The following is a 15,599-nucleotide window of genomic DNA, read 5'->3' on the forward strand; positions in this document are numbered from 1 at the left end:
CCGCGGGATCGAACCGCGTTGCTCTCCCCTGATGGCCACCGCCCTGGGGAGGGCACCCTGCCATGGTCTTCAATTCGTTGACCTTCGTCGTGTTCTTCGCCTGCGTGCTGGTCCTGCACAACCTGCCGCTGGGCTGGACGACGAAGAAGATCAACCTGCTCGTCGCCAGCTATCTCTTCTACGCCGCGTGGAATCCGCCCTTCGTGGTGCTGCTGTGGATCTCCACGGTGGTCGACTGGTGGGCGGCGAAGAAGCTGGTGAACGCGGAGAGCCCGCATTCCCGCCGCGCCTGGATGCTGCTGTCGGTGGTGGTGAACCTGGGCATGCTGGGCTACTTCAAGTACGGCGGGTTCCTGATGGAGAACTTCGCCGCACTGATGCAGTCGCTGGGCGTGGCCTATCAACCACCGAAGCTGGACATCGTGCTGCCGGTGGGCATCTCGTTCTACACCTTCGCCACGCTGTCCTACACGCTCGACGTGTACCTGCGCCGGTCGAAGCCGGCCAGTCATTTCCTCGACTACGCGCTGTTCGTGACCTTCTTCCCGCACCTGGTGGCCGGACCGATCATGCGTCCGACCGAACTGGTGCCGCAGTTCGAGCATCCGCATCGTGCCAGCGCCAACCAGCTACGCTTCGGTCTGGCGCTGATGACGCTGGGCCTGTTCCAGAAGATCGTGCTGGCAGACGGCTTTCTCGCGCCGGCGGCGGAAGCTGTATACGACGCACCGGGCGCCGCGCCGGGCGCGCTCGATGCCTGGCTTGGCACGCTGGCCTTCAGCGGGCAGATCTTCTGCGACTTCGCCGGTTACTCGACCACCGCGATCGGGGCCGCGATGTGCCTCGGCTTCGCGATGCCGGACAACTTCCGCTTCCCGTATGCCGCCGTCGGCTTCTCGGATTTCTGGCGGCGTTGGCACATCACGCTGTCGGCGTGGCTGCGCGATTACCTGTACATCCCGCTTGGCGGAAACCGCCACGGTGCTGCCCGGACCTACTTCGCGCTGATGGCGACGATGCTGCTCGGCGGCCTGTGGCACGGCGCCAGCTGGACGTTCGTTGTCTGGGGCGGACTGCATGGGCTGTACCTGGCGGCCGAGCGCGCCCTGCGTTCGCGCTTCGCCGGATACACGCCCGGGCCTGTCGCGCTGCTCGGGTTGGGGCTGCTGACGTATGCGCTGGTGAACATCACCTGGGTGTTCTTCCGTGCCGACGGGTTCGGCAAGGCATGGTCGGTCCTGCGCGGCATGTTCGGCGGCAATGCGGGAGCCGAGCCGATCCTCGGTACTGCCGACCTGACGATGGTCGCGGTGATCGTCATCGGCATCGTGATCGCGCACTGGCTGATGCGCCGCCGCACGCTGGAGGCGATGCTCGCGCGCCGGCACCCCGTTCCGCTGGCGGCGGGGCTGGGACTGATGGCGTTCTCGATCGCGGCAGCGCAGGGGGCGGGCAATGCCTTCATCTACTTCCAGTTCTGAAGCAACCAGCTTTGAAGCAGCCAGTTCCGAGGCCGCCATGTCCGCATCCGCCGATGGCATTGCGTCTGCCGAGCGCTTCGAGCGTCCCGGTTTCGTGCGCCTGACCGCATCCGACCGGCCGGGCGTCGCACAGCCGGTGCCGGAGCGCGACATCCCGCCGCAGCCATGGGGCAGGATCCTGCTCGGTGCGCTGGTCCTGTTCCTGCTGTTGATGGGAGCGTGGGAATGGAAGTGGCGCGCATTCGGTGCAACGCCCGGCTATCGCAACAGCGATGGCGCCTGGGCCGAGCAGCGCCGCCGCATCGACAGTGGCGAAGGCGGCGGCACAGTGCTGATCGGCGACTCGCGCATGCTCTTCGACGTGCAGCTCGCGCAATGGGAAGCGGCGACTGGAGACCGCCCGATCCAGTTGGCGCTCGAAGGCACCTCGGCCGTACCGGTGCTGGAAGACCTGGCGCAGGATCCTGCGTTCACCGGACGCCTGCTGGTCGGCGTGGCGCCCGACCTGTTCTTCAGCGGCTTCGCCTACCGCGGTAGCGCGATCGGACACTTCCACAAGCAGGGACCGTCGCAGCGCAGCGGCCATTGGCTGTCCAAGCGGCTGCTCGAACCGTACTTCGCTTTCTACGATCCGGACTTCGCGCTTCCGGTGGTCGTGCGACGCCAGCCATGGCCGCTGCGCCCGGGCATGCAGCCGCACACACGCGTGCGCAAGCTGATGGAACAGGAGTCCGACCGCAACACGCGGATCTGGAGCAAGGTCGAGAACGATCCTGAGTACCGCGCACTGGCGCGAAGCATCTGGGCCCAGAACTTCACCGGCCCACCGCCTCCGCCGATGGCCACGCCGGAACGGGCGCGCCAGACCGTGCAGGCTCAGATCGATCGCGCTGCGAAGGCGGTCGCGTCGCTGCGCGCACGTGGCGTGAGGATCGTGTTCGTGCGGCCGCCAAGCAACGGCCCGTATTACGCATTCGAGCAGAAGGCCATGCCACGCAAGGACACGTGGGACGTGCTGCTGCAACGCACCGGACTGCCCGGCATCCACTTCGACGACTACCCGCAGATGCGGGGCTACACATTGCCGGAGTGGTCGCACCTGTCCGCAGCCGATGCCCAGCGCTACACGCTGGTGCTGGCACCCATGGTCGAGAGAGAGTTCCAGCGCCAGGAACGGGAACTCGCCTCGGCAGATGCGGCCATGCGGCGTTGAAGACCTACGGCTTGGCGGGGCACGCCATCTCGTGATTGGTTTCGTCGGTGTATGCCTTGGCGAGTGCATCCGCCACGGCTGCTTCGGCCGGAGACAGCGGCCGATAACCTCGGCCGTACGGCCAGCCATAACCCCAGCGGAACCAGCTCGGGAGATGTGGCGTGCCGCCCATGCGGACGCCTGAGTACATCAGGCCAGCCAGGCCGGAACCGGCGGCAGCCTTGTGGACGCATACATAGAGCTCGTCGTCGGCCTTGCGCCGCTGCTCGGCGGTGCCGCCTTTCCAATATGCCAGGTCGTGAAGCAGACAGCAGCGGCACCAGTCCTTTTCCCCACAGCGATCTGGAAACAGGCTGCAACCGTCGGTTGAGAACGGCTTCAGTTCCTGCGTGGTCGCGCATGCGCAGAGCAGGAGCGACAACACGGCCGGCCATGCGTTGCGATGAACGGAGCGCGGGTTACGTGCTTTCCTTGCCATGGAACTCCGGTCCCCTCCAGTTCGAGCGCCGCGTCTCGCTGCGCCACTGCCGGTCAAACGAGCTTTGCTGCGGGCCGAGGCCGACGGCCACCCTCGCGCCCTTCAGGAAGCGAAGCTCCGCTCGTGAGCCGAGGCAAACGCAAGGATCTGCTGCAGCACCGCTTCGGGTATTTCCCGGTGCGGCACGTGGCCGCAGTTTTCGAGGATCGCAAGTTGCGATGGGCCGCCTACGAGCCCGGCGATGCGTTCCGGGAAGGCAATCGAACCGTATTCGTCACGATCGCCGTGGATGGCCAGCACCGGGCAACGCACCCGCGGCAGCCACGGGTCGAGACTCCATCCGGCGAAGGCGGGATCCAGCCAGACGCTGGTCCACGCCTGCAGCACCCAGCGTGCCCGCTCGCCGTGCCAGCGCGTCAGCCGCGCGAACTGCACGTCATCCTCGAATTGCGCCTGGGCACTGCGGATGCCGTCGAGCGTTCGCGGCTCGACGAACGCCTGCGCCGATTCCGTGATGAGAAAGCAGCAGTTCGCGTCCTGGGTGGCGGCGATGACGACCGCCATCGCCCCGCCTACGCTGTGGCCGAACAGACCGAAGGCATCGATTCCGAGCGCCCGGCGCAGCTCCGGAAAATGCACCTGCGCCTCTTCGGCAATGAAGTCGAGCGACGCAGGGGCCGTGCGCGTGGACGAGCGCCCGAAGCCGGGTCGGTCATAGGCGATCACCGGGCGACGCAGGCGCTCGGCCAGAAGCGCGGGAAACTCCCGCCACTGTTCAACGCTGCCGAGCGAGTCATGCAGCAACACGAGCGGCGTCCGGCTGGCACTCGCGTCCGGTGTCCATCGGCGTACGAACGTCCGGCCTTCGCCGACGGCGACGAAGACCTCATCGATGTTCATGCTGGGCATGTCGCATCGTAGCCCGTGCAGGCCTGCGATCGTTTGCTGATCGGGCGACTTCGGCGATCCTGGGCGCACACCTCACGCCGACGCGCGCGCCTGCATCATCAGACGCGATGGCGGCGGGGTGTCGTGTCCTGGGCGCCACTGCATGCGTCCCGACGATCCCAATGGAGCCTCCCGATGCGCACGCGTCTCGCCCTGCTGCTTCTGGTCGGCCTGCTCGCGGCCGGATGCCGGACCACCGAAACAGCACCGGCAGAAGCCGCGCCGGTACCCACAACTCCGGCCGCGCAGCCGCCAGGCGTCACGCGCGGGGAGTTCATGATCGAAGCCGAGAAGCTGGACACCTGGAACGCGGTGGGCCAGATCGCCGTGCGTACCCCGGGCGTCGAGTACCAGGGACGCGCGCAGATGCTTGACCTGTACTCGCTCCGCTATCGCGGCGTGGAGTTCCTGGTATTCACCAAGGCGGTACCGGCGTCGGAGACCATCACACGCCTCACGACCCGGGTGACCGCCACTACACTCGCTGGAAAGCCGATCGACCACGACGCCACGGCAGATCTGCTCGGTCTGCTGCGCCGCGAACTCCCGGCCGAGATCGAGAGCGTCCGCGCGCGCCAGGCCGCCGAGAAGAAGTCAAAGGCGAAGAAAGGCAAACGCTAGGCCGCTCGTCCGGCCATGCGGCGGTCACTGCAACGGCGGGCCCGGCTCCGGCAACTGGCAGGAGTCCGCGGCGTAGTCGCTCAGCCTCGCACCGTCGACTTCGACGAGCTGGTCGAGGCGCAACGTCTCGCCGGTGCTCATCAGCAGGTACTCCGCGCCGTCTTTGGCGAACACGTCCCTGATCGCCGCACTGCGCGTCTGCACTGCATCGTTCTCGTCGCGGAAACTGATCTGCGCTTGTTTGCGGAGGGTCGCAAGATCCTCCAGCAGGTCATGGAACTCGCAGCTGATCGGGTGATAGGTCGATGCAGGGTTGATCATGGCGTCATCTCTCGCGCTCGGCGGGCAGAGGATTGCGCCGCCCGCATTAAGTGGATGTCTAATCGTGGAACGTGGTGAGCCGGATGGCCGGCTCGCCATGAACAGGCGAGCCGGCCGTCCGCTACCTGTCGTCAGGTGACAACGTTCACAGCGACTTCGATGTTGCCGCGCGTGGCCTTCGAGTACGGGCAGATCTCATGCGCGATATGGGCGATCTTCTCGGCCACGTCCTGCGCCACGCCCGGCATGCGGACCTCGAAGCGGGCCTGCAGGAACCACGCATTGCCGTCCTGGAGCAGATCGACATCGATGTCGACCGACAGGTCGGCCGGAAGTGCGACCTTCTTCTGCGCGGCGACCAGGCCGAGCGCCGTGATGTAGCAGGCCGACCAGGCACCGGCGAACAGCTGCTCGGCGGTCGGGTGCGGCGCGACGGCGGCGAAGACGTGCTCCAAGCCAGGATTGCCGGGCGACGACAGGTTCAGGTCGACGTTGCCGTGGTCGTTGGGGGTGCCGTTACCATGGCTGACAATGGTGTGGGTCTTGCCGGTGAAGAGGACCTTGCTCATGTTCTTTCTCGTATCTCGATGGTGGAGTTGTGCATCGCATTCGATTAGATCGTATGCGATTGATATAAGTTAGAAGCGGGGGACTTGGGTGTCAATCCGGTTTCCCGTCTCCGTTCCGTTTCCGTTCATCGTATGCGATTAGATCGCATACGATGCATATATGCTGCGCCAGGGCCCTACCCAAGTCAAGGGCGACCTTCACTCTTCCCCCGGAGCCCCCCCGCCTCGGATTCCGGCCGCTGCCCAGGCGCCGGCCTTGCACGGGCGCCCGCGTACGCTCCAACTCCGGGCCCGTTCCACCCGTGGAACTGTCTAGCGGTACCGATCACATCGCATGCGATGTATAGTGTATCCAGCCGCCCTGCCCCACGAGATGAACATGAGAACGAAGCCGACTGAACGCGCCGCTGACCCGAAGCTGGGCGATTTCCTGTGCTTCGCGGTCTATTCGGCCAACCTGGCCTTCGGCAAGGTGTATAGGCCCATCCTGGATGAACTGGGCCTCACCTATACCCAGTACGTCACGGTCGTGGCGCTGTGCGAAGAGGACGACCAGACCGTCAGCGGCCTTGGCGAGAAGCTGTTCCTCGAATCCAACACGCTCACGCCGATCCTCAAGAAGCTGGAGGCGATGGGCTACGTCGAACGTGCGCGCGACCCCGAGGACGAAAGACAGGTGCGTGTCCGCTTGACCAGAAGCGGCCGGCGCCTGCGCGAGAAGGCGAATGTCGATCTCGGCGACGTCTGCGGTCTCACGCCGAAGGAGTTCGCGCGTCTTCAGAAAGAGATCGTCGCCCTGCGCGACCATCTACTGAAGTCGGCGCGAGGCGAGGACTGACCTTCGTCGCGCCCGGGGCATTTTCCATGCCAACGACCTCGGTGCTGTAGCCGCGCGGCCGCTGGAACCCGAACGGCAGGCGGCGCATGATCGATGCCAATTCGTGCGCATCGGCATCCATGTCGGACACGGGCACCCATCGCACCGCATTTGTCCTGGCCGGCGGCGGCAGCCTCGGCGCGGTCGAAGTCGGGATGCTGCAAGCGCTGCTGAAGGCCGGCGAACAGCCGTCGTTCCTGGTCGGAACGTCGGCGGGCGCGATCAACGCCGCCTACTTTGCCGATCGCCCCACCGGAGAAGGCGCCGACGGTCTGGAGCAGGTCTGGTGTGCGCTCCGGCGCAGCGACGTGATGCCGATCAGCCTGCGCAGCATCGTCGTCGGCATGTTCGGCCGCAGGGATCACCTCGTCGATTCGCACGGCCTGCGCCGGCTGCTGGAGCGCCACATTTCGTACCAGCAGCTGGAGAATGCGTCACTGCCGATCCACATCGTGGCGTCGGAACTGGCCACCGGCCAGGAGGTGCTGTTGTCATCCGGGCCTGCGGTCGACGCCGTGCTGGCCAGCTCCGCCATTCCCGGCGTGTTTCCGCCCGTGCATATCGGCACGCATGTGCTGGTCGACGGGGCGATTGCCAACAACGCGCCGATTTCCGTGGCGGTGGCGCTGGGGGCCACCCGCGTCATCGTCCTGCCTGCGGGCTACTCGTGCGCCCTGCATGAGGTCCCCTCGGGAGCCATACCGCGTGCCATGCACGCCATCAGCCTGCTGATCGCCCGGCAACTCGTCGCCGATGCGCAGCGCTGGCTCGACAGCGAGATCGAGCTGAGGATCGTGCCCAGCCTGTGCCCGGTGACGACCTCGTCCTACGACTACTCGATGGCCAAAGAACTGATCAGCCGTGCGCGCGAGTCAACGGAGTACTGGATCGAAGCAGGCGGGCTGCAGACGCCGCGCATCCCGTCGCAGTTGGTCGAGCATCGTCACTAGCCCAGCGCCAGCACTTGTGCCCCATCCAACGGCGCAAGAATGTCTCGGCGCCACCAAAACAAAGGGCAGGTCCGTTTCCCCATGGGAGAAACGAACCCACCCTCGTTCTTGCTACGAGCGGCCCTTAGCGGCCGTCTTCGACGCGCAGCGTCTTGTCGTCGCTGATGACTTCCGGCTTGAGCAGCCGCTTCTTGGCGGTGCCTTCCTTGTTCTCTTCGCTCCAGGCGATCGTCTTCGGGCTGTTCACGGTCAGGTCCGTGCCTTTGTCCCAGCCCTTGAACTCGTCGCCTTCCAGCTGGCTGCCGCGCACCGGTTCCAGACCCCAGATGCCCTGGATGATGTGGGCATAGAAGTAGTACGTCTTGCCGGCTTCCACGTTCGCCTTGTAGAAGCGCACGCCCGCGTCGCCACCGAACACCGTGGTCATGAAGACGTGCTCGCCGGCGGGCACGGAATACGCCACCTTGCTGCCCGACTCCAGGATGCCGACGAAGCTGGGCTCCTGGCCCGTAACGTCAAAGAGCGGAACTGCGACCGCGGCACCCACGAACTTTCCGGGGCGCATGAAAACGATGGTGGCCTTGTCCGGCGCAGCGACGAGCGGCTCCTTGGACTTGGTCATCTTGCCCGCGTGGGCCGACGTGAACGCGACAAGCATCAAAGCAGTAGCCATAACTGCGCGAAGCAACTTCATTTTGATCCCCTCTTGGTTGTCATTCACATATTCAACACATGCAAAACAAAGGGGCACCCCCGCCCCCACTGACACACCCCCCATCACACCGCTGACAGGCGTGTGATCTGGACGTGCATCGATTTCCCCGTGCCACGCCCCATAGCTTATGGGGTCCTGTGCAACATCGCACGCGCGCCAAGAGGGCTTGGCAGGTTCGAGGATTCTTCCACCCATCCCAGCCTGGCTCTTTGGTTGTTATCTGCCTCCCGGATTTCACGCCCGGCGAACATCGACGGTGAAGAATCCCAGAACCGTTCATTGCTGTCGGTCGAGCGGGTTCCCCACATCGGAGATCGTCATGGCATCGAAGAAGAAGCCCAAGGCCAAGGCTGAGCGCGGCGCGCCAGAACCCGGATCCTCCAGCAAGCCCAACATCCTCGTCATCTTCGGTGACGACATAGGAATCCCGCAGATCAGCGCCTACACGCGCGGTCTCATGGGTTACCAGACTCCGAACATCGACCGCATCGCCAACGAAGGCGCGCTGTTCACCGACTCCTACGGCCAGCAGAGCTGCACGGCCGGACGCGCGTCGTTCATCCTCGGCCAGGAGCCGTTCCGCACCGGCCTCCTGACCATCGGCATGCCGGGCGATCCGCACGGCATCACCGACTGGATGCCGACGATCGCCGACGCGATGAAGTCGCAGGGTTACGCGACTGGCCAGTTCGGCAAGAACCACCTGGGAGACCAGGACCAGCACCTGCCGACCAACCACGGCTTCGACGAGTTCTTCGGCAACCTCTACCACCTCAACGCGGAAGAGGAGCCAGAGGGCTATTTCTATCCGAAGGATCCGGCGTTCAAGAAGAAGTACGGACCACGCGGCGTGATCCACTCCTACGCCGGAGGCAAGATCGAAGACACCGGTCCGCTCAACATCAAGCGCATGCCGACGGTCGACGAGGAGTTCCTCGACGCCGCGCAGAAGTTCATCAAGAAGAGTGTCAAGAACGAAACCCCGTTCTTCGTGTGGTTCAACACCACGCGTATGCACGTGTTCACCCATCTCAAGAAGGAATCGCTGGGCAAGACCGGCAAGGGCCTGCATGCCGACGGCATGGTCGAGCACGACGGTCACGTCGGCGAACTGCTGGACCTGCTCGACGAGCTTGGGATCGACGACAACACGATCGTCGTCTACACCACCGACAACGGCGCGGAGATCGCGCTGTGGCCGGACGGTGCGATGACGATGTTCCGCGGCGAGAAGGGCTCCACGTGGGAGGGCGGTTTCCGCATCCCCATGGCGATCCGCTGGCCGGGCGTGATCCAGCCGGGCACCGTCTACAACGACCCGATCTCGCTGCTCGACATGTTTCCCACCTTGTGTGCCGCCGCCGGCGTTCCCGACATCAAGGAGAAGCTCGCCAAGGGCACGACGCTGGGCAAGAAGAAGTTCAAGGTCAAGCTGGACGGCTTCAACTTCATGCCGTACTTCCAGGGCAAGGAGAAGAAAGGTCCGCGCGACGCCATCTTCTACTTCGACCAGGGCGGAAACCTCAACGCGCTGCGCTTCCAGGACTGGAAGCTGAGCTTCGCCGTGCAGGCGCACGGCAACATCGCCACCGGCTCGCGGACCGTGACCAACTGGGCAGCGATATGCAACCTGCGCATGGACCCCTACGAGCGCGGGCTGGAGGACGGCGGTGGCGCGATCGACTTCCTGGCCCGGCAGATGTGGCTGATCGTACCCGTGATGGGCGCGATCAAGGCTTTCTTCTCCGACTTCATGGACTATCCGTACCAGGCGGGCAGCTCGCTCAACGCGGGCAGCATCAACTACGGGTTGTTGAAGCAGGCTGATGCGATGAAACGGCTGAAGCAACTGGAATCGCTGCATCCCAACAGCTGACGGATGAAACAGGGGTCAGAGAGGCCGATTCCCGGAAGCTTATTCCCGGAAAGCCGCTCTGACCCCGGTTACTGCGGTTGTTCAGCCATGGCAACGCGTTAAGGAACCGTGGCCCTTTCTTCGCCCGGCGTTCTCGGCGGTTTTGGCAGCATGTGGGTCCGCCAACCGACCGAGGTGATGAGCCATGCACGAACGATCCGCATTGAGCCGCTTGAGCACCCTGCGTGACCTGGCGCTGGCCTTCGCGGCCGGTGCGCTGGTGATGTATCTGCTGGACCCCAACACGGGCCGGCGGCGACGCGCGTTGATCCGCGATCGTGGCGTATCCATGGGACACGGCGCGGAACGCTATGTGCGCGGCAAGACCCGGCGCGCCGCCGATCGCGTGAAGGGCGTCGCGGCGCGCACGCGCGCGACCTTCTCCGGAGGCGCCGTCGACGACGACGTATTGCACGATCGCATCCGCTCTCGCCTGGGACATCTGGTGAGCCATTCGCACGGTGTCGAGGTGCACGTCCACGAAGGCCGCGTGCAGTTGAAGGGCACCGTGGCGGAGGAGGAGTTCGCCGATCTGCTTCGCGCGGTGTTGTCGGTGCGCGGCGTGCAGAACGTGGAAAGCCTGCTGCGCACCACTCCGTCGCAAGTGGGCTCGCCGCATCTGGGCCGGCATTGACGGCTTTTCTCCCAGCGCGGCCCGAAACGTCGTGATGTCCGCTGCCGGACATCCGTGGTCATTCGACTATGGCAAGTTTGACCAATACGGACTCGGGCCGCCCGGGCGTCATGTCACTCAGACAGTGACCTTGACGTCCACGTCGATGTTTCCGTGGGTAGCCTTCGAGTAGGGACAGATTTCGTGCGCCCGGTGCACGAGCGCTTCGGCCTCGTCACGATCCATGCCCGGCGCGATGACATTGAATCTGGACTGGATGAAGTAATCGTTGCCGGTCTGGCCCACGTCCACCTCGACCTCCACCGCCACATCGGGCGGGAGCTTCACTTTCATTTCCTGAGCAGCAACCGCAATTGCACTGCTATAGCAGGCCGACCATGCGCCTGCGAACAACTGCTCAGCAGTGGGATGCGGCAGGGCGGCTGAGAACACCTGCTCCTGGCTCGTGCCCGAGCCGGATGCTGACGTCTTGATCTCGAGCCGGCCATGGGAGGCACGCGAAGCGGCGTCGCGAGGACTGGCGGAGGTGTGGGTCTTGCCGGTGAAAAGGACCTTCTCGATCTTGGACATGAGGGACTCCTTCTTAGGTTGGCGCACGCATGAATCCGAAGATTCGCGGCACCTCCTAAAGCTAGCCCTGATGAGGCCTTCCAAGGTTCATTCCTCGTGAAAGCGAGCAACGAACCAGCCGAGGCGCGAAGCCTCGCCGCGTTGGCCCGTGCGTGCGTCGCTAATCGACTTTTTTCCCGCTCACGACTTCCCCGTTGTCGAGGAAGTCGAGCCTGACGACCTTCGATCCCTCCTTCACGAACGTCAGCGTCCACGGCCGGATCTTCAGGAAGAGCTGCGTCGGCGTTTCGGCGAACACTTCGGAGCGGTCGCCTTCGGGCACGTCGATGTACAGGCGGCCGCGCTCCTCGGTGACGGTGACCACGCGGTGGGGCAGCTGGTAGCGCCCCGCGTATGTCGCGGCCAGCTTCGGGTCCAGCGGGACGGCTTTGCGCGCCTTCGCGTGGCGGCTGGCGATCCATTTTTCCAGCGCGGTGCGCGAGCTGCGCTCGCAGTCCCTGGCCGGACCGCTCGTCGGGATGTCGGCCGCCGCATCCGTGTCGCTGGCCACTTCGGGCACGAACACATTGACGAAGCTGCAGGCGAAGACGTCGTTGGTGATGTCCTCGCCGACCTGGTAGTGGTGGTCGGCGAGCGCTTCGCTGTTGGTGAGCAGGACGAGCGTAAGCCGCTGCGCCGGGATCTTCAGGTACATCGCGGAGAAGCCGGTGCCCCAGTGGCCGTAGTGCCAGACGAGCCGCGTGCCGCGGTAGTCGGTGACGTACCAGCCGAGCCCTTGGGGCAGCGGCTGACTGGTGTTCGAGAGGAATGGCGTCCACGCGCGCGCCAGCGTCTGCGCCTTCAACAGCTCATGGCGGTCGACAGCCTGGTCGTACTTCGCCATGTCGCGCACGGTGGACAGCAGTCCGGCCGAGGCCCAGAAATCGCGGGGCGGATATCCCGAGTACAGGATTTCGCCATCGCCCCAGTACGTGTAGGGCTTGGCGAACTTCTCCAGGTCCTTCCGGTAGCGCGCGAGGTTGGCTTCACCCAGCACTGCCCACGTCGTGTCGTTGTCGGCGACGTCGGGACCCGGCACGCTGTCGCGCATCGCCAGCGGATCGAGGAACGTCTCGACGAACTGCTGGCGCAACGGCTTGCCGGCTTTCTTCTCGAGAATCGCCTTCAGGTACTCGAAGCGTTCTGGGTTGTAGTTGAACTTCTCGCCGGGCGTGCCTTCCGACGTGTGGCTGAGCAGGTGCTTGATCTTGACCGAGTCGTCCTTGAAGTCTGCCGAGTAATGCGAGACCGGTTCATCGAGGTCGAGCTTGCCCTGCTCCGCCAGTTGCAGGATGAGAATCGCGGTGAACGTCTTGGTCACCGAGGCGAGGTGGTACAGCGTGTCGGGCGTGGCGGGAATCCGGCGCTCGACATCCGCATAGCCGAACCCCTGGGTCCAGAGCACCTCGCCATCCTCGAGGATCACGGCGGAGAGGCCGGGGATCTTCAACCGCTCGCGATAGGTGTCGAGCTGTTCGCGGAAGCGATCGACGCGGGGATCAGCCGATCCTGCGGGCGCCGGTTCGACTGCCTGCGCGTGAACGATCCCGGCGCCGATCAGCATGAAGCCGGAGAACAGCGTCGCGGCAATCGCCCGGGATACATGAGACAGCATGGCATCCTCTCCTTCGGTGACGGCTTGGAATGGCACGCGTCATGCCCGTGCCAGGGCAGGTAGCGAACCCGTCCCGTTTGGGATGCCCATCTAGACCGAATGGTTTAATTACCAGGCCTAATGGTGGGAAGCGCAGCAGATCGCGGGAGCCTAGCTCCACAGCCGCACGGGCATCAGACCCCACCAGGCCAGCACGAGGGTCCACTGCAGGACGGCCGCCATCGCAACGACGTCGACGCGGGACGCGGCGGACCACGGTCTGCGCCGCAGGCTGAGCACCAGGCCCGACACCATCGTCAACGGCAACAGCAGGGTGACGACCGCCAGCATGCCGCTGGCCAGCGTCAGGTCGCCCATCGCCAGGAACGACTGCCGCAGGAACAACGGCACCGGAAGCATCAGCGACACGATGCCGAGGAAGGGCAGCGCTGCCGGACGCTTCCACCACGTCCTCCTGCTCAGGGCGATGCGCACGACACCCATGATCAGGAGCCAGCCCAGGCCCAGCACGCCCGCGACCAGGCTGATCCAAAGGGCCGCAAGCGCGATCAGCGGAACTCGCTGGTAAGTCTGCAGGCCGGTGGTGATCGCGCGGCTCCCGTCCGTCGTGATCAGTGCCGCATGCGAGGCGCTCGTGCGATCGCTTGCGCGGAACAGCGCACCGCCCATCGACACGAGTTCCACCGCCGGCGACTGGAACGGACTGAAGCGAAGGGACGCGCCGCTGCTCGTGACCCGCACGAAGTTCAGCGTCGTGTCGATCCATTCCAGGCGGGCGTAGCGGTTCGGCGCGGGTATGTAATAACCCTCCCACGGCGTCGCATCCGCCGAAGCAGTGGTGCGTTGCGCGGATGGAGGCTTGGGCAGATCGAGCGCTTCGATCAACAACCGGTCGAACTGGCCGTAATCCGCTCCGTCGTGGTCGGTGTTGATGGCGATGAAGAACGCGCGCCTGTTGTCGGGGAACAGGCAGAGCATCGCCCGATAACCCACGGTGCTGCCACCGTGGCATTTGCCTACCGCACCATGTCGGTCGCGCGTCGCCAGGCCGAGCCCATAGCCGACGCGCAGCCCCGCCAGCGCTGCTTCGCTGGCTGCAGGGCGGCCCATGGCCTTTAGCAGCGTCGCATCGACGAAGGGCCTGCCTTCGATGCGTCCGTCACTCATCAGGAAGCGGGCGAAGCGGCCCATGTCCGACGCCGTGGTGGTGAATTGTCCCGCAGGCCGCAGATACATCGGTACGGCCGCCTGCGTGACACCTGCTTCGAAGTGCCCCATCGCCAGACGTCTGTCGGCATGCGCACCCTCCTGCGTCGTGAAGGCGAACGTGCTGTTGCGCATGCCCAGCGGCCGCAACAGGTGGGCATCCAGATACGCCTCGTAGCGCGCACCGGTGACGGCTTCGATCACCATGCCCATCAGCGTGTAGCCGGTGTTCGAGTACGAGTGCCGGCTGCCCGGGCGGCTCCGGACGTGCAACGTTCGCCCTTCAAGCGCCGCCACCAACGGCGCGTCGGCGCGCGCCTGCAGGCTGAACAACCGCGACATGGGCGCGTCCTCCAGACCGGCCGTGTGATCCAGCAAGTGCCGGATGCGCACGGGGTGGTCCGACTCCCACGGATTGTCGAACGTTACGCTGGGCAGCAGCGCCGATACCGGCGTGTCCAATGTGAGGCGTCCTTCGGTGACGAGCCGCAGCACACCCGTTGCCAGCAGCGTCTTGGCCACCGAACCGACATGGACGCGGTCATCAGCACGCAGTGCCGCGTTGGTCCTGGCGTCCCGCACGCCTGCGGCATCGGCCGCGATCGTCCCGTTGTCCGCCACGGTGGCCCAGGCCGCGCCCTGCATTCCCTGCGTCTTGAGCAGTTCCGCTACAGCCGAGTGCAGCGTTCCGTCCACCGCGCGCTCATTGCCCCATGCGAGCAGCGGCAGAAGCGAAAGCACCATCGCGCATGCGACACGGTGAAACCACCGGCGTGCGTTCCAAGCGATGCGGGCGCGAAGCACCATGACGTCCCCTGTCAGCGTGTGGCGGCCAGTATCGGGCGTCCGCCCGACTGCGTCGTGTGTCGTTGGTCCCGGAGCTGGTACCGGAGTCTGCACCGGTCGACGATACGAAAAGGCTACTCGACTGCCTCGGAGGTAACGCGACGCCGGCCTTCCGCCTGGGTGAACTCGAAGCGGTAGGCGAGCTTGATCGCCAGCGGCGTCAGCCTTGCCCCTGTCTCCTCGCACTCATCCTCACTGACTTCAAAGTCGCACAACGCTGCGCCGAAGAAGGTCCAGGAGTCCACTGCGTTTCGAACTTCGGGGAGGAAGATTCCACTGGAGTCGCTGCCAACCGGCTCGCATCCTGGCGCGGCGTCGATCTGCTTCACGGAGCTTGTCTCACCTGCTTCCGAGACGACGAACTCCACACATACCGTCGTCTCTGCCTGCGGCGCTGGAACGGAAGGGAAGCCGGGCATCCGCTCCTCGACGGGCGCCGCCATCAGGAACTTCTGCTTTGTCTTGATCGCGGTCTGCTGTGCGCCATCAGGAAGGATCATCCCCGACTCGACCGCGCGACTTGCTTGACGCGTTGCGCAGCCCATAAGCGCAGCCGAGAACACAACCATCATCAGTGCCGTCAGCCTGCGCATCCATTTCC

General features: G+C 65.1%; 16 protein-coding genes. 7 read left to right on the forward strand and 9 right to left on the reverse strand.

Going from position 1 to position 15,599, the window contains the following annotated elements; translation table 11 throughout:
* Window positions 1–62: 62 nt before the first annotated feature.
* Window positions 63–1,481, forward strand: coding sequence for an MBOAT family O-acyltransferase (locus tag IU514_RS13720; RefSeq protein ID WP_194931695.1), 1,419 nt, complete (start codon window positions 63–65; stop codon window positions 1,479–1,481).
* A 37-nt stretch (window positions 1,482–1,518) separates the two neighbouring features.
* Window positions 1,519–2,694, forward strand: coding sequence for a hypothetical protein (locus IU514_RS13725; RefSeq protein WP_194931696.1), 1,176 nt, complete (start codon window positions 1,519–1,521; stop codon window positions 2,692–2,694).
* Window positions 2,695–2,698: 4 nt separating this feature from the next.
* On the opposite strand, the gene IU514_RS13730 is transcribed toward IU514_RS13725, so the two are convergent.
* Together IU514_RS13730 and IU514_RS13735 are read right to left on the reverse strand one after the other, a co-directional pair.
* A complete protein-coding gene (locus IU514_RS13730) occupies window positions 2,699–3,118 on the reverse strand; it encodes an FAD-binding oxidoreductase (RefSeq protein WP_194931697.1) in 420 nt (139 codons plus the stop codon).
* Window positions 3,119–3,274: 156 nt separating this feature from the next.
* On the reverse strand, window positions 3,275–4,081 hold the full coding sequence (locus tag IU514_RS13735) for an alpha/beta fold hydrolase (RefSeq protein ID WP_194931698.1): 807 nt from the start codon (window positions 4,079–4,081) through the stop codon (window positions 3,275–3,277).
* 174 nt (window positions 4,082–4,255) lie between these two features.
* On the opposite strand from IU514_RS13735, the gene IU514_RS13740 reads away from it, so the two are divergent.
* Entirely contained in the window at window positions 4,256–4,741 is a 486-nt protein-coding gene (locus tag IU514_RS13740; protein ID WP_194931699.1) for a hypothetical protein, read from the forward strand.
* Window positions 4,742–4,765: 24 nt separating this feature from the next.
* Here the strand turns inward: IU514_RS13740 and IU514_RS13745 are convergent, their stop codons facing one another.
* Together IU514_RS13745 and IU514_RS13750 are read right to left on the reverse strand one after the other, a co-directional pair.
* A complete protein-coding gene (locus IU514_RS13745; protein ID WP_194931700.1) occupies window positions 4,766–5,062 on the reverse strand; it encodes a hypothetical protein in 297 nt (98 codons plus the stop codon).
* Between the two features lie 131 nt (window positions 5,063–5,193).
* Window positions 5,194–5,631 (reverse strand): Ohr family peroxiredoxin, encoded by a 438-nt coding sequence (locus IU514_RS13750; protein ID WP_194931701.1) that lies wholly within the window; start codon window positions 5,629–5,631, stop codon window positions 5,194–5,196.
* 379 nt (window positions 5,632–6,010) lie between these two features.
* Here IU514_RS13750 and IU514_RS13755 point away from each other — a divergent pair, with 379 nt between their 5' ends.
* Window positions 6,011–6,469, forward strand: coding sequence for a MarR family winged helix-turn-helix transcriptional regulator (locus IU514_RS13755; protein ID WP_194931702.1), 459 nt, complete (start codon window positions 6,011–6,013; stop codon window positions 6,467–6,469).
* 86 nt (window positions 6,470–6,555) lie between these two features.
* Entirely contained in the window at window positions 6,556–7,458 is a 903-nt protein-coding gene (locus tag IU514_RS13760) for a patatin-like phospholipase family protein (protein WP_228760728.1), read from the forward strand.
* Window positions 7,459–7,582: 124 nt separating this feature from the next.
* Here IU514_RS13760 and IU514_RS13765 read toward each other — a convergent pair whose 3' ends face one another.
* Window positions 7,583–8,080, reverse strand: coding sequence for a hypothetical protein (locus IU514_RS13765; protein ID WP_194931703.1), 498 nt, complete (start codon window positions 8,078–8,080; stop codon window positions 7,583–7,585).
* Between the two features lie 412 nt (window positions 8,081–8,492).
* On the opposite strand from IU514_RS13765, the gene IU514_RS13770 reads away from it, so the two are divergent.
* Complete coding sequence (locus IU514_RS13770) at window positions 8,493–10,049, forward strand: arylsulfatase (RefSeq protein WP_194931704.1); 1,557 nt, start codon at window positions 8,493–8,495, stop codon at window positions 10,047–10,049.
* 184 nt (window positions 10,050–10,233) lie between these two features.
* Window positions 10,234–10,722, forward strand: coding sequence for a BON domain-containing protein (locus IU514_RS13775; protein WP_194931705.1), 489 nt, complete (start codon window positions 10,234–10,236; stop codon window positions 10,720–10,722).
* A 117-nt stretch (window positions 10,723–10,839) separates the two neighbouring features.
* Here IU514_RS13775 and IU514_RS13780 read toward each other — a convergent pair whose 3' ends face one another.
* The 4 genes from IU514_RS13780 to IU514_RS13795 all read right to left on the reverse strand — a co-directional run bounded on the left by IU514_RS13780 (window position 10,840) and on the right by IU514_RS13795 (window position 15,591).
* Entirely contained in the window at window positions 10,840–11,292 is a 453-nt protein-coding gene (locus IU514_RS13780; RefSeq protein WP_194931706.1) for an Ohr family peroxiredoxin, read from the reverse strand.
* Window positions 11,293–11,452: 160 nt separating this feature from the next.
* Window positions 11,453–12,946 (reverse strand): serine hydrolase, encoded by a 1,494-nt coding sequence (locus IU514_RS13785; protein ID WP_194931707.1) that lies wholly within the window; start codon window positions 12,944–12,946, stop codon window positions 11,453–11,455.
* A 150-nt stretch (window positions 12,947–13,096) separates the two neighbouring features.
* Entirely contained in the window at window positions 13,097–14,896 is a 1,800-nt protein-coding gene (locus IU514_RS13790; protein WP_194931708.1) for a serine hydrolase domain-containing protein, read from the reverse strand.
* A 176-nt stretch (window positions 14,897–15,072) separates the two neighbouring features.
* A complete protein-coding gene (locus IU514_RS13795; protein ID WP_194931709.1) occupies window positions 15,073–15,591 on the reverse strand; it encodes a hypothetical protein in 519 nt (172 codons plus the stop codon).
* Window positions 15,592–15,599: the final 8 nt, after the last annotated feature.

Source organism: Lysobacter niastensis, from assembly GCF_015453285.1.
Lineage (GTDB): Bacteria > Pseudomonadota > Gammaproteobacteria > Xanthomonadales > Xanthomonadaceae > Lysobacter_J > Lysobacter_J niastensis.

Coding starts and splice junctions, on each gene's coding strand:
- IU514_RS13725 (WP_194931696.1), top strand. CDS start 1,519: ATGTCCGCATCCGCCGATGGCATTGCGTCTGCCGAGCGCTTCGAGCGT.
- IU514_RS13765 (WP_194931703.1), bottom strand. CDS start 8,080: ATGACCAAGTCCAAGGAGCCGCTCGTCGCTGCGCCGGACAAGGCCACC.
- IU514_RS13745 (WP_194931700.1), bottom strand. CDS start 5,062: ATGATCAACCCTGCATCGACCTATCACCCGATCAGCTGCGAGTTCCAT.
- IU514_RS13750 (WP_194931701.1), bottom strand. CDS start 5,631: ATGAGCAAGGTCCTCTTCACCGGCAAGACCCACACCATTGTCAGCCAT.
- IU514_RS13785 (WP_194931707.1), bottom strand. CDS start 12,946: ATGCTGTCTCATGTATCCCGGGCGATTGCCGCGACGCTGTTCTCCGGC.
- IU514_RS13740 (WP_194931699.1), top strand. CDS start 4,256: ATGCGCACGCGTCTCGCCCTGCTGCTTCTGGTCGGCCTGCTCGCGGCC.
- IU514_RS13735 (WP_194931698.1), bottom strand. CDS start 4,081: ATGCCCAGCATGAACATCGATGAGGTCTTCGTCGCCGTCGGCGAAGGC.
- IU514_RS13795 (WP_194931709.1), bottom strand. CDS start 15,591: ATGCGCAGGCTGACGGCACTGATGATGGTTGTGTTCTCGGCTGCGCTT.
- IU514_RS13770 (WP_194931704.1), top strand. CDS start 8,493: ATGGCATCGAAGAAGAAGCCCAAGGCCAAGGCTGAGCGCGGCGCGCCA.
- IU514_RS13780 (WP_194931706.1), bottom strand. CDS start 11,292: ATGTCCAAGATCGAGAAGGTCCTTTTCACCGGCAAGACCCACACCTCC.
- IU514_RS13755 (WP_194931702.1), top strand. CDS start 6,011: ATGAGAACGAAGCCGACTGAACGCGCCGCTGACCCGAAGCTGGGCGAT.
- IU514_RS13760 (WP_228760728.1), top strand. CDS start 6,556: ATGATCGATGCCAATTCGTGCGCATCGGCATCCATGTCGGACACGGGC.
- IU514_RS13790 (WP_194931708.1), bottom strand. CDS start 14,896: ATGGTGCTTTCGCTTCTGCCGCTGCTCGCATGGGGCAATGAGCGCGCG.
- IU514_RS13720 (WP_194931695.1), top strand. CDS start 63: ATGGTCTTCAATTCGTTGACCTTCGTCGTGTTCTTCGCCTGCGTGCTG.
- IU514_RS13775 (WP_194931705.1), top strand. CDS start 10,234: ATGCACGAACGATCCGCATTGAGCCGCTTGAGCACCCTGCGTGACCTG.